This is a genomic window from Saccharopolyspora elongata (assembly GCF_004348985.1).
GTDB lineage: Bacteria > Actinomycetota > Actinomycetes > Mycobacteriales > Pseudonocardiaceae > Saccharopolyspora > Saccharopolyspora elongata.
In genome coordinates this window covers 73,274-86,298 of record NZ_SMKW01000032.1, presented here as the reverse complement: position 1 = coordinate 86,298, position 13,025 = coordinate 73,274, and the positions used below count along the sequence as shown (strand labels likewise).

The window sequence follows — 13,025 nt, the reverse complement described above, 5'->3', positions numbered from 1 at the left end:
GGCGTTTACCGATACGGAACGCCCCATGGTCGCCTCGCCCGGTCAGCTCCACCGAAAAGACCGTTCGCATTTGGTATGCCAAATGCTAGTGTCGGGGCACTTCCAGGCCACCGAGAACCGAGCCCGAGGAGATCCCATGCGCACGCGTTGGCGGGCCAGCCACGTCCTCGCCCACCAGGACGGACACCACGCGCTCCTGCGCGACGGCGAAGTGGTCTGGGAGGACGACGTGATCGTCCACGTCGGCCACGGCGTCGACGGGCCCGTCGACGCCGAACTCGACCTCGGCGAATCGCTGGTGCTGCCCGGCCTCATCGACCTGGACGCCCTCACCGACATCGACCACCTGGTGCTCGACGCCTGGCCGACGCCGGAGCGGGCCGATGGGCTCCAGTGGTCGCTGGACTACTTCCAGCACCGGCGCCGCGACGTGTTCACCCCCGAGGAACGCGCGACGATCCGCGAGTACGCCCTGGTGCAGCTCGCCCTGCACGGCATCACCACGTACATGCCGATCGCCTCGGAGATCCACAGCTCGTGGGCCGAGCCCTACGACGAGCTCGTCACCATGACCGAGACCTCGCGCAAGCTGGGCCTGCGCGCCTACCTCGGCCCCGCCTACCGCTCGGGCGTGAACGTCGCGCTGCCGGAGGGCGGTCGCGATGTGGCCTTCGACGAGGAACGCGGGCGCGCCGGGCTGCAGGACGCGGTGCGGTTCCTCGACCACGTCGCCGGGCTCGCCGACCCGCTGGTGACCGGCGTGCTCCTGCCCTGCCGAATCGAAACGATCACCGAAGAAATCATGCGCGAGACCGCCGCCACCGCCCGGCAGCGCGACGCGATCGTGCGGCTGCACTGCCTGCAGGGCCTGCTCGAACGCGACCTCGTCGAGCGGCAGCACGGCGTCACGCCGCTGGAGATGCTCGAACGCACCGGACTCCTCGACACCCACCTGCTCGTGCCGCACGGCCTGGTCACCGACCGGCACCCGGACGTCCACGGCGAAGACCGGGGCGACCTCGCGAAGCTCGCGGCGGCGGGCGTGTCGATCGTGCACTGCCCGCAGACGTCCCTGCGCTACGGGAAGGTGCTGCACACCTTCGGCATGTACCGGGACGCGGGCATCAACCTGTGCCTGGGCACCGACTCCTTCCCGCCGGACCTGATCCGGGGCATGGACGTCGGCATCCACCTGGCGAAGGTTCTGGAAGACCGGCTCGACGCCGCGCCTGCCGAGGACTACCTCGACGCCGCCACCCTCGGCGGCGCGCGGGCGCTGGGCCGCGGCGACCTCGGCCGGCTGGAGCCGGGCGCGCAGGCCGACGTGGTGGCGTTCCGCATCGACGACATCCGCGACGGCGTGCTGGACGACCCGGTGCGCACCTTCCTGCTCAACGGAACCGCGCGGCAGGCGACGCACTCCGTCGTCGCGGGCCGGACCGTCCTGGCGGACTCCCGCATCCCCGGCGTCGACCTCGAAGACCTGCGGAAACGCGCGCAACTGCTGTTCGAGAAGATGCGCGAGGCCTACTCCGAGCGCGACGTGCAGCGGCGGCCGGCCGCGGAGCTGTTCCCGCCGACGTACCCGGCGTTCACGACCGGGGATCCGGTTGGATGACGGCGTCAATCGGAACTGCGGACATCCGGCGGCGGTTTCGGCTGAAACCGCCGGCCACCGGGGCGGTGTTGGGTCGAAGCCGCGTCCGCGTCGCCGCGCGTAGGGTCGGCCCATGACCGGTCCAGCTGCCACCGATCGCCGCCAGGGTCCGGACCTCGGGCCGTCCACCGCGGTCCGCGCCGCGGACGAGATCCGCCGCCGGATCTTCGCGGGTGAGTACGCGCCCGGCGATCGGCTTCGCGAGCGCGATCTCTCCGAGGCGCTCAGCATCTCCCGCATCCCGGTGCGCGAGGCGCTGGCGCGGCTCGAAGCCGACGGCTTCGTCGTGGCGTCGCCCCGCCGCGGCGCCACCGTCCGCGCCCTCACGCTCAAGGACGTCGACGAGCTCTTCGACCTGCGGCTGAGCCTGGAGGTGATGGCGGCGCGCCGGGCCGCCGAAGCCGTTGCGGCGGGCGGCGGCGGAACGCGGCTGCGGGAGCTCATGGACGCCGCCGAGGACGCGACGCGGCGCGGCGACGCCGACGAGATCCCGGCCGCCAACACCGCGTTGCACGCCGAAATCGTCGCGATGACCGGGAACCGGATGCTGGAGAACGCGCTCAAGCCCTCGCTCGGGCTGATGCAGTGGCTGTTCACCATGACCTCGGATCGCGACATGCGCGTCCAGTGCGCCGAGCACAAGGACATCTGCCAAGCCATCTACGCGGGCAACGCCGATCTGGCGGCGGCACTCGCGTTCTCGCACATCGAGCTGGGCCGGGCTCCCTCGCTGGCCAGCCTCGCCGACGTACTGCCCGCGACGTGACCGACGGAGAGCCAATGCTGATCACCAACGTGCGCCCGTGGGGCGGCGAACCCTCGGACATCGAGATCCAGGACGGGCGGATCACCGCCATCACCCCGCACGCCGCGCAGGCCGACCGCGCCGACGCGGTCGACGGCCGCGGGCGGCTCGCCCTGCCGTCGTTCTCCGACGTGCACTGCCACCTCGACTCGACCCGGATCGGGCTGCCGTTCCGCCCGCACACCGGCAGCCCGGGCATCTGGCCGATGGTCATGAACGACCGCGAGAACTGGCGCGACGCCGAGTGGAGCATCGCCGAACGCGCCACCTACACGCTCCGCCGCATGATCGAGCAGGGCACGACCCGCGTGCGCAGCTACGCGCAGATCGACGCGGACTGCAAGCTGGAGCGGTTCGAGGGCGTGCTGGCCGCGAAGGAAGCGCACCGCGACCGCTGCGACGTCGAGATCATCGCGTTCCCGCAGGCCGGCCTGCTGCGGGAGAAGGGCGTGCCGCCGCTGATCGACGAGGCGCTTTCGTCGGGCGCCGCCGTGGTCGGCGGCATCGACCCGTGCACCCTCGACCGGGATCCGGTGCGCCACCTGGACGTCCTGTTCGGGCTGGCGGAGAAGCACCAGGCGCCGATCGACGTCCACCTGCACGAGCCCGGCGAGCTCGGGGTGTTCTCGACCGACCTGATCCTGGAGCGCACCCGCGCCCTCGGCATGGCGGGGCAGGTCACCATCTCCCACGCCTACAGCCTCGGCAGCGTTTCCGAGGCCACCACCCGGCGGTTGATCGCGGAGTTCGCCGAGCTCGACATCTCGATGGCCACCGTCGCGCCCGCGCGGCACCACTCGCTGCCGCTGGCCGAGCTCACCGCCGCCGGTGTCCGCGTCGGGCTCGGCGAGGACGGCCAGCGCGACTACTGGTCGCCGTACGGCAACGCCGACATGCTCGACCGCACGTGGCAGCTCGCATTCACCAACCAGTTCCGCGCCGACGAGCTCATCGAGCACTGCTACGCGGTGGCCTCCCGCGGCGGTGCGTCGATCCTCGACCGCTCGCTGCCGCGCGTCGCGTCGGTCGCCGACCGGCCCGGCCTCGCCGTCGGGGACCAGGGCGATCTGCTGCTCGTCGACGGCGAAACCGTGACCTCCACCGTGATGGACCGCGGCCGCGACCGCACGGTGATCCACAACGGCCACGTGGTCGCCGACGGCGGAAGCCTGACCGAGTAAGAGGTCGTTTCAGAATGGCTCCGCCCGGCTGATCCCGAAGGCGCCGGTGCCTGACGCCGGAGCGGCGGTTTCGCGCGAAACCGCAAAGACCCCACTCCTGGGTGACCTGCTCGGAGGGGTCCAGGTGCTCACGGTGTCCGGCGTGGGAAGCGCGCGAGCCGGCCCGCACCTACCGGAAAGCGCTCCGCCCAGAGCCGACCTGCGCATGCCACGCCGCGGCGCCTATGTCGAGGGCGCCGACTCACTTCTCGAGTGCTGCGCGTTGCGCCGGGCTCAGGCGGTCCGGTCTCGTGGTGAGGACGTACGTCTCGGGCCCGCTGGCCCGCAGGGCGAGGGGGTCGGCGATCACCGGTTGACGCTGGATCGCGTCCAGCGCGGCGGTGGCACGCTCCCGGGGCCAGTCGAGCGCGGTGGCCAGCACGTCCAGGGTGAGCGGCCGGCCGGCGTGCACGAGGGCGGCGAGCACGGTCAGCGCGTCGTGCACGACGGCCTCGGTGAGGGTGCTGCCGCTCATCTGCTCGCTGAGCCGGCCGAAGAACCGGCCCATCTTGCCGAGTCGGGCGCCGGCGGTCGTGTCGGCGCCGAAGATCTCGATGCCCCGCTGTGCGGCGGTCGCGATCTCGCCGTGTGCGCCGGTGTCGGCCTGCCACGCCCGGAGCCAGACGTCGTCGTCGATGGCGTACCGCTCGCGGCGCCCACCGGGATCCTGTTGGCGCACCACCAATTTCATGGCTTCGAGGTAGCCGATGGACTTGGACACCGACGCCGGGCTGACCTGCAGCCGGTGCACCAGGTCGGCTGCCGTCAGGCCGTCGGCGTCGGCGGTGAGCAGGCAGACGAACACCCGGGCGGTCATCCGGGGCATGCCGGTCGCGGCCAGCCGGGCTGCGAACTGGTCCACGAAGCCGCGCACGACCTCGGTCGGCTGCCCGTCGGTCGCCGGCTCGGCCGGCCGGGCCGGCTTGCGCCGGCGGGCGCGGTGGCCGGCGGCCTGCTGCGCGTGGTCGGCCAGGTAGTCGCCTGATGCGGCGTTTCGCGCCACCTCGCGGCTGATCGTGGAGGTTGGCCGGCCGAGCCGACGGCCGATCTCCGCATAACCGAGCCCACCGGCCAGCCATGCCGCGATCCGCCGGCGGTCCTCGTGGGTCAGCCTGCCTCCTGGCACCGGCACACCTCCTCTTGCATTCATCGACAGTACATTGCAACGACTCGGTCCGGATAGTTGCATTTGTTGTCAATTCTGTTGCAACGATTAGCCTTTTGCTGCTGTTTTGCAGGTACATCTCGTTGACTGGTTATAAAACGCAACGTAGCTTTTCCTCATCTGGAAAGAGAGGGAACAACGATGCACGTAATGGCCGTGTCGACCGTCTCGGACGACGGCAAGTTCTGGAGTGGCCTGAAGACCGCGCACGCCAAGCTCCCCAAGGGCGCCAAGTGGAAGCTGGCGGTCGCGAGCAAGGACGGGGCCAAGGCGGTCAACGTCATCGACCACGACTCCATCGATGCCGTCCGGGACTTCTTCGAGGCGCACACCGGCGCCTGTGCCACGACGGAGTACTTCGAAGCGGACGCCGCGAACGCGGTCGGTCTCCCGCGATGACGATCGACGTGCCGCGGATTCGAGCCTGGGTCGCGGAACTCCTGGCGGAGTACGGCATCCCGAGCGCCGCGATCGGTGTGCTCCACGGCGGAGAACTCGCTGAGCTCGCGGTCGGTGTCAAGAACGTGGAAACGCGGGAACCCGTTACGACGGACACCGTCTACCAGTGCGGCTCCATGACCAAGACGTGGACCGCGCTGGCCTTCATGCAGCTCGTCGACGAGGGGAAAGTCGACCTGGACGAGCCGGTGCGGACCTATCTGCCCGGTTTCAAGGTTGCCGATCCGGAGACGAGCGCCAAGGTCACCCCACGGCACCTGCTGTGCCACACCAACGGTATCGAGGAAGCCTACGGCGATCCCGGCGAAGACGACGACGTCTACGAGCGCATGGTCGAGAACATCGCCGACGCACCCCAGGTCTTCCCGGTCGGCCGCACCCACGGTTACAGCGCGGCGCTCGGTTACGCGATCCTCGCGCGGATCCTGGAGGTGCACGACGGCAAGCGCTGGGACGACGTCATGCGGGATCGCCTCTTCGATCCCATGGGCCTGACCAGCACGAGCAGCCGGCGCGAGCAGGTGGACGAAACCCGCGCCGCGACCGGCCACCTGATCCGTTCCCTGGAAGAAGGCCCCATCGTCACACCCGTGGACTACCTGCCGCGCGCCTTCGGCCCCGGCGGGGGCATCACCTCGACGCCCCGGGAGGTGCTCGCAATGGCGCACGTCCTGCTCCGCGAAGGCACGGCGGCGAACGGAAAGCGGATCGTCTCGGCCGAGGGCATCCGGGAGATGATGCGTTCGCGGGTGCCCGTACCGGATCCGTACATGTTCGGGCCGGAGTGGGCGCTCGGTCTCATCGCGTGCGACTGGCACGGCGAAACCGCCTACGCGGCCGACGGCAGCACGATCGGCCAGAACGCACGGCTGCGGATCCTGCCGGACTCGAACACCGCCATCACGATGCTGACGAACGGCGGACCGCGGGAAAGCTTCTACCGAGCGGTGTTCAACGAGATCCTGACCGACCTCGGCACGGTCACCGTTCCGGACCTGCCCGCACCGGACGCGACGCGGAACCTCGACCTGTCCAGATACGTTGGCGTCTACGAGCGCCCCGGCGCACGCTACGAGGTGTCGGCCGGAGGCAGAAGGCTGCACCTGACCCTGGTCCTCGACCCGATGCAGGCGGAATTCCTCCAGAAACCGGACCGCATCAGATATGAACTGCTCCCGGTGAGCGAGACGAATTTCCTGATGCCGCCGGCGGATTCCTTGGAGGACACCCAGACGGTCGCGATTTACGACTTCGCGGACGGCGCTGCCCGATACCTCCACACCAACTGCCGGGTGAACCCACGATCAGGGTGACCGTGCGGACCTCGTTCACGTCGCCTGGCGTTGAAAGCGGCGTTCCAGGGCCGTGCCGATCTGGGTGGCGTCGCGGTTGAGGATCTCGGGCCCGTAGCGGACCGGCGAAAACGGATTGCCCAGGGCGTCCCGCGATCAATGCAGTCCGGTGCGAACGTCTCCCGGACGGATTCACGCGCGCCGTCGGGTTCAGCCGCAGAGCAGTCGGGCCGGGTTGTCCTCCGTGATCCGCTCGAACTCCCCGTCGTCGATCCCCGCCTCTCGCAAGGCGTCTCGGAAAGTCGTCTGCAGGAACGTGTAGCCGGTGCCGCCGTATGCGCTGAGCTGCGATTTCACGCAGACGTCGTGGGAGAGCAGGATCTGGTCGAGATGTCCCGCTCGCGCGAGCTCGACCACCAGCGCCACGCGCCGCCGCACCTCGTGCTGGTTCGCCGTGAAGATGGTGTCGATCCCGACGTAGGCCCCTCTCCGCGCGATTTCCAGCGCGTAGCCCGGCTTCTCGACCAGGTCGCAGTGCCCGATCGCGATCCGCTCCGGCGCGACGTCCTCCGCCGCGAGCAGGTCGAGCTGCGGCAGCCCGACCGGCCAGCGCGCCGCGTGGGTGTAGATCGCCGCCCCGGTTGCGCGGTGGGCGCGGGCGGCGGCCCGGAAGGAGCGCTCCTCCGCCGCCGAGATGTACCACTTGTCGGCGCCGATCTCGCCGATGATGCCGGCCCGGGTGCTGGTCCCCGGGAAGCCTTCGGTCAGGTCGCGGACCAGCCGCTCGGCGACCTGGTCCGGGTCGTGCCGGTCGAACCAGTCCCGGTCCAGGAACGGGTCTCGGTAGTGCCCGGTGCCCAGCACAACGTTGAGCCCGGCGGCCTTCGCGACGCGCGCGACGGCCAGGACGTTCTCCGGGTCTCGGGTGTCGCCTGCGGCGTCGCTGCGGGGGTCCGGGGCGGCTCCGACGGTCAGTTCCGCGGAGGTGAGGTCCACGATCGTGCCGCCGCCGAGCTCGGCGAACGCGCCGACTTCCGCGGTGACCAGCCGCTCGTCGGTGATCAGGCCGTCGCCGCGGCGCTCGCGGAGCAGGTTGATGAACAGGTGCTCGTGCGGCAGGGTCGGGCCGAGCCGGTCGCGGTCGACCGGACCGGATGTGGTCATCGCGCTGGGCATGCTCATTCCTCTCAGGCCACCGATTCGGGTTGGCGCGCTTGGCTTTTCGCCCCCAGGCGGCGCTGCGCGGCCAGGCTGCCGAGCAGGCTCCACACCGCGATCACGAGCAGCAGCGTCGCCGCGGGCCAGGAAGCGTTGCCGGACAGCACGAGCAGCTGGGTGGCGAAGTACGGCAGCAGGCCGCCGACCACCCCGGCGAGGTTGACGCCCATCGCGACGCCCGTGTAGCGCAGCGACGGCGGGAAGATCGACGCGATCAGGGTGCCCAGCGCCGCGTAGGTGATGGTGAGCATGCCGATCCCGACGGCCGCGCCCAGCACCACCAGCACCGGGGATCGCGTGTCGACCAGCAGGAACACCGGGAAGGCGGTGATCGCCGAGAGCAGCGAGCCGACGACGCACATCCGGCCCGGGCCGAACCGGTCGGCCAGCCGGGCGCTCAGCGCCATCACCGGGAACTCCAGCGCCGCCGGGATCAGCGTCGCCGCGAGCATCACGTGCCTGGGCAGGCCCAGCGCGGTCGTGCCGTAGCCGACCAGGAACGTCGTCAGCAGGTACAGGCCGCCGGTGTTGGCGATGGTCGCCGACAACGCGATCACCACCTCCCGCCAATGGCCCCGCAGCACCGCCAGGACGGGCACCTTCTCCCGGGATTCCCTTTCGAACAGGGGGGATTCCTCGATCCGGCGCCGGACCTGGAAGCCGACCAGCAGCAGCGCGAACGAAACCAGGAACGGGATCCGCCAGCCCCACGCCACGAACTGCTCCTCGGGCAGCAGCGTCGCCAACGCCATCGCGCCGCTGGACAGCAGCGTGCCCGCCGGCGCCCCGTACTGCGGCATCGCGCCGTACCAGCCGCGCCGCCCCTCTGGCGCGTGCTCCACCGCCATGAGCGTCGCGCCGGACCACTCGCCTGCCGCGGAAAGCCCTTGCAGGCAGCGCAGAACGGCGAGCAGCAGCGGGGCCATGAAGCCGATCTGCTGGTATCCCGGCAGCAGGCCGATCGCGCCGGTGGACAGGCCCATGATCAGCAGGGTGGCGGTCAGCGCCCGGCGGCGGCCGAGGCGGTCGCCGATGTGCCCGAACAGGATCCCGCCCAGCGGCCGGACGACGAAGCCGACAGCGAACGTGAGGAAGGAGGCGATCAGACCGGTGCCCGGATCGAGGTCGGGGAAGAAGACGCGGTCGAAGACCAGCGCGGCCGCCGCGCCGAAGAGGAAGTAGTCGTACCACTCCAGAGCCGTGCCGATGAACGCCGCGGAAGCGACTCGCCGCAGTTCTCTGGTGCCGTGCATCCCATCACTCCCGCCGCGAGCCGATCCGATCGGACCGTGTCCGTCGATCGATCGATCGAGTAGCAGGGATCGTAAGGCGGCCGGTCGAGAGCCGCAAGACCCGTCTCCACACGTCCACAGTGGATTTCTCCTGCGCCGGTGTTGAACCTGACGTAGCGGGAGGTTCTAGTGTCGTTCCCGTGACCGGAACCGGGGGCGAGAAGCAGCCGCTTTGGAGTGTTGGGGCGCTGGCCAGGGCGACCGGCCTGACCGTGCGCACGCTGCACCACTACGACGAGCTCGGGCTGCTGCAGGCCGGCGAGCGAACCCGGTCCGGGCACCGCCGGTACACCGAGCACGACTTACAGCGGCTCTACCAGATCCGGCTGCTGCGGCAGCTGGGGATGTCGCTGGAGGAGATCGGCGACGTGCTGGCCGATCCCGCCGCGCTGCGTGAGGTGCTCGTCGCCCACCTCGACCAGCTCGACGAGCAGGCCAGTCGGCTGGACGCGCTGCGGAGCCGGACCAGGAACCTGCTGGAGCAGCTGGACGGCTCGTGGCGCCCGGAGAGCGGCGAATTCCTCACCGCGCTGGGCCGGATGACCACGATCGACCAGTACATCACCGACGAGCAGCAGGCCGTCCTGGACGAACGCGCCGACGCGCTCGGTGCGGAGGGCAGGAAGCTGCTGGACGCGGAATGGCCGCTGGTGGCGGCGAAGCTGGTGCGGCACTGCGAGGCCGACGACCCGGTGGACGACCCTGGGGTGCAGCGCGCCACGCGGCGCCTGTTCGAGCTCGGCGACCTGTTCACCGGCGGCGACCCCGCGATCCTTCAGACGATGCTCCGCTTCCTCCGGGAACGCGCCGTCCCCGACGACCGGGGCTTCGTGTTCGGCGAGGACTTCTTGGACTACCTGGACCGCGCCTGCGCGGTCATGCGGAAGAACTGAACCCGGCCGGTTCGACGAAAAGCCCGAACGGGAAGTTGCGGGCTCGACCTGTCATGCCTTGGGAACGGAAGGGGAAAACATGTTGCGCACAACGACGATCCTCGCCGCCGCGCTGCTGCTCGCCGCCGGCGGCACCGCGCACGCGGAGCCGACGACCTTGCGGCTACCGGCGCCGACCGGACCGCACCGGCTCGGCACCACGATGCTGCACCTGATCGACCGCGACCGGACCGACCCGTGGAACGGCACCGCCAGGGAACTGGTGATCACGGTGTTCTACCCCGCGAGCACCGTCGGCGGATACCCGGTCGCACCGCAGCTGACGCCCGCGGCGGCGGAGGTGTTCAAGGGCTTCGACCCGGTCTACCTGCATCCGGAGCTGCCGGACGAGGGCGTGGATTGGGCGGCCACCGCGACCCACTCGCACACCGGCGCGCCCGCGCAGCCCGTCGCGCGCCCGGTGCTGCTCTACAGCCCGGGCGGCGCCGACCCGCGCACCATCGGAACCGGGCTCGCCGAAGAACTCGCCAGCCACGGCAACGTCGTGGTGACCATCGACCACCCCGGCGAAACCAGCGAGGTCGAATTCCCCGGCGGCCGGGTGCGCACGATCGACGTCCCCGGCGATCCCCGGACCGACCCGGAACTGTTCCGCACCATGCTCGACACCCGGGTCGCCGACACCCGGTTCGTCCTGGACCGGCTGGGCGACCTGTCCGCCGGGCGCAACCCGGACGCGGAAGCACGCACGCTGCCCGAGAACCTCGGCCGGGCGCTGGACCTGCGGCGGGTCGGCGCGTACGGCCACTCCGCAGGCGGCGCGACGGTGGCCGAGGCGCTGTACGAGGACCGGCGCATCGACGCCGCCGTCAACATGGAGGGCTACCTCGACTACCTGCCGGAACAACCCGGCCAGGACGGCGAACTGCTCCCGGTGGCCCGGGACGGCGTGGACCGGCCGTTGCTGCTGCTGGGCACCGACGGCTTCCGCGACGAGCGCTTCGAGCGCACCTGGACGGCGATGCTCGCCCACCGGGGATGCACCCGCTGGGAACAGCTCGACAACGCCACGCACTGGGTGTTCACCGACTACGGCGCCCAAGCGCCCCAGCTCCAGGACGCCGGGCTGATGAGCGCCGAGCACCGGGCGAAGCTGGTCGGCGCGGTCGACCCGGCCGAATCGGTGCCCGCGATCCGCGACCACGTGCGCACGTTCTTCGCACGGCACCTCCCCCGCTGAGCCGGTCGTGAGTGCCTATGGCCGCTCCAGCGACCATAGGCACTCACGACCTCACTCGTCGCGGCTCTTCCTGATGTGCGAGGAAAAAGCCTCCATGAACTGGCGGAGGAACTGCTCGGTGCCCTCGGATGTCACCTTGCCGTCCTCGGTGACGAGGCCGTCGGAGTAGTTGATGTACGCCTCCGGCTGGCCGAGCACCGGAGAGTTGGTGAACGAGAGGATGTTCTTCAGGTGTTGCTGGGCGACTGCGGTGGAGACCTTCCCCGGCGAAGCACCGATCACGGCGACGGGCTTGCCGTCGAGCGAGTTCGAACCCCACGGCCGCGTCGCCCAGTCGATGGCGTTCTTCAGCGCGGCGGGGATCGACCGGTTGTGCTCCGGCGTGACGAACAGGATCGCGTCCGATGCTTCGACGGCACGCTTCAAGTCCCAGCCGACCTGCGGGAAGTCTGCGTCGAGTTCGTGGTCGTACAGCGGCAGATCACCGATCGGGATCTCGGTGAGCCGCAGCTCGGCCGGGGCCAGCGTGCTGAGCGCGGTCGCGAGCCGCCGGTTGATCGACTGCTTGGACAGGCTGCCGACGACGTATCCGACCTCGTAGGTCGTTGCGACGCTGTCGTGGGTCTGCACGGCTGTTCTCCTCTTGTGCGTTATCCGTTGCTGCGCGACCGGACGGGCTTCCGGCTGCCGTGCACACATGTTTGACCGGCCCGTCCCGAACGGATAAATGTTTTCGCCGTGCCTAAATCCTCGTATGCCGAGTTCGACTTCACCTCCGCGGACCTCGCGCGGCTGCGGTTCGCGTTCTCACCGGCTTCCGAGGCGGTCGCGAGCCTGCGCCTGCTGCAGGACCCGGGGCGGCACGCGTTGCACCTGCCGTGGATCCGCGCGGTACGCCCGCAGCTCGCCCGGCTGGACCTCCGGCTGCTCTTCGCGCTGGTTCCGCTCGGCCCGTACCTCGTGGACTTCCTGACACCCCCGCCGTCCAGTCCCCTGCCGGACATCACCGCCGAACTGGACCTGATCGCCGGGGCCGACCTCGACGCGGCCGTCGCCGAAGCGGCACGAGTCCCGGCCGCCGGAACCCCCGTCGTGCAGGAGTTCCTCGCCGACCCGGCCGCCGGGCTGGCGCGGGCGACCGCGGAACTGCGCCAGTACTGGGACATCGCGCTGGCCCGGTACTGGCCCCAGATCCGGGGGCTGTTCGAATCGGAGGTCCTGCGCCGGTCCCGGCAGCTGACCCGCGACGGGGTCGGCTCGATGTTCAACGACCTGCACCCGAACATCAGCTGGCACGACGGCCGGTTGCGCGTGCGGACCCTCGCTTGGGAACGCAGCGGACCGCTCGGCGGCGACGGCATGCTCCTGATCCCCAGCGTCTTCCACTGGCCGGACACCTCCGTCATGGCGGAGCCCTACCAGCCGATGCTGGTCTATCCGGCGGCCGGAGTGGGAACGGTCTGGTCGCACGACGTCGTGCCCACCACGGACGCCCTCGACGCCCTGATCGGCCGGACCCGGGCCCGGCTCCTGGTCGCCCTCAGCGAAACGGCCACGACGACGATCCTCGCGCGGCGCCTGTCGGTCACCCCCGGCGCGATCAGCCAGCACCTCAAAGTGCTGCTCGAAGCGGGCCTGATCACGCGCCGCCGCAGCGGGCGAGAGGTCTTCTACGAGCGTTCACGGCTCGGCGACACGTTGTGCGCGGCCGCGTGATCCCCACCGCCACCTTGATCGGCAGCGGCGGAAACGCCCGCAGATCAAGGCCGTTCGCCAGAACAGCG

12 protein-coding genes are annotated in these 13,025 nt (G+C 70.4%); 8 read left to right on the top strand and 4 right to left on the bottom strand.

From position 1 onward, the window contains the following. The first annotated feature begins 136 nt into the window (after window positions 1–136). The 3 genes from E1288_RS23555 (at window position 137) to E1288_RS23545 (ending at window position 3,643) form a co-directional block, all read left to right on the top strand. A complete protein-coding gene (locus E1288_RS23555; RefSeq protein WP_132488537.1) occupies window positions 137–1,618 on the top strand; it encodes a chlorohydrolase family protein in 1,482 nt (493 codons plus the stop codon). Window positions 1,619–1,730: 112 nt separating this feature from the next. Then, window positions 1,731–2,423, top strand: a complete 693-nt coding sequence (locus E1288_RS23550) for a GntR family transcriptional regulator (RefSeq protein WP_132488535.1) — start codon at window positions 1,731–1,733, stop codon at window positions 2,421–2,423. A gap of 14 nt (window positions 2,424–2,437) precedes the next feature. Beyond that, the gene (locus tag E1288_RS23545) at window positions 2,438–3,643 is read left to right on the top strand and encodes an amidohydrolase (RefSeq protein WP_132488534.1); all 1,206 of its coding nucleotides are present in this window, start codon (window positions 2,438–2,440) and stop codon (window positions 3,641–3,643) included. A gap of 241 nt (window positions 3,644–3,884) precedes the next feature. Here E1288_RS23545 and E1288_RS23540 read toward each other — a convergent pair whose 3' ends face one another. After that, window positions 3,885–4,808 carry a GbsR/MarR family transcriptional regulator gene (locus tag E1288_RS23540; protein WP_132488532.1) on the bottom strand — a complete coding sequence of 308 codons (924 nt, stop codon included), beginning with the start codon at window positions 4,806–4,808 and terminating at the stop codon, window positions 3,885–3,887. A 189-nt stretch (window positions 4,809–4,997) separates the two neighbouring features. Between E1288_RS23540 and E1288_RS23535 the strand changes: the two genes are divergently transcribed. Both E1288_RS23535 and E1288_RS23530 read left to right on the top strand, forming a co-directional pair. Next, window positions 4,998–5,246: a hypothetical protein gene (locus tag E1288_RS23535; protein ID WP_235883760.1), complete on the top strand. Its 249-nt coding sequence runs from the start codon at window positions 4,998–5,000 to the stop codon at window positions 5,244–5,246. Continuing rightward, window positions 5,243–6,619: a serine hydrolase gene (locus tag E1288_RS23530; protein ID WP_132488528.1), complete on the top strand. Its 1,377-nt coding sequence runs from the start codon at window positions 5,243–5,245 to the stop codon at window positions 6,617–6,619. The genes E1288_RS23535 and E1288_RS23530 overlap by 4 nt, the downstream gene beginning before the upstream one ends. A 189-nt stretch (window positions 6,620–6,808) precedes the next feature. Here E1288_RS23530 and E1288_RS23525 read toward each other — a convergent pair whose 3' ends face one another. Then, window positions 6,809–7,774 (bottom strand): phosphotriesterase family protein, encoded by a 966-nt coding sequence (locus E1288_RS23525; RefSeq protein ID WP_165968221.1) that lies wholly within the window; start codon window positions 7,772–7,774, stop codon window positions 6,809–6,811. Window positions 7,775–7,785: 11 nt separating this feature from the next. Further along, complete coding sequence (locus E1288_RS23520; RefSeq protein ID WP_132488524.1) at window positions 7,786–9,069, bottom strand: MFS transporter; 1,284 nt, start codon at window positions 9,067–9,069, stop codon at window positions 7,786–7,788. Between the two features lie 179 nt (window positions 9,070–9,248). Between E1288_RS23520 and E1288_RS23515 the strand changes: the two genes are divergently transcribed. After that, on the top strand, window positions 9,249–10,001 hold the full coding sequence (locus tag E1288_RS23515; protein WP_132488522.1) for a MerR family transcriptional regulator: 753 nt from the start codon (window positions 9,249–9,251) through the stop codon (window positions 9,999–10,001). 79 nt (window positions 10,002–10,080) lie between these two features. Beyond that, the gene (locus E1288_RS23510; protein ID WP_132488520.1) at window positions 10,081–11,241 is read left to right on the top strand and encodes an alpha/beta hydrolase family protein; all 1,161 of its coding nucleotides are present in this window, start codon (window positions 10,081–10,083) and stop codon (window positions 11,239–11,241) included. Window positions 11,242–11,292: 51 nt separating this feature from the next. On the opposite strand, the gene E1288_RS23505 is transcribed toward E1288_RS23510, so the two are convergent. Then, on the bottom strand, window positions 11,293–11,871 hold the full coding sequence (locus E1288_RS23505) for an NADPH-dependent FMN reductase (protein WP_235883759.1): 579 nt from the start codon (window positions 11,869–11,871) through the stop codon (window positions 11,293–11,295). 108 nt (window positions 11,872–11,979) lie between these two features. Here E1288_RS23505 and E1288_RS23500 point away from each other — a divergent pair, with 108 nt between their 5' ends. Beyond that, window positions 11,980–12,957 carry an ArsR/SmtB family transcription factor gene (locus E1288_RS23500; protein ID WP_132488516.1) on the top strand — a complete coding sequence of 326 codons (978 nt, stop codon included), beginning with the start codon at window positions 11,980–11,982 and terminating at the stop codon, window positions 12,955–12,957. Window positions 12,958–13,025 lie beyond the last annotated feature (68 nt).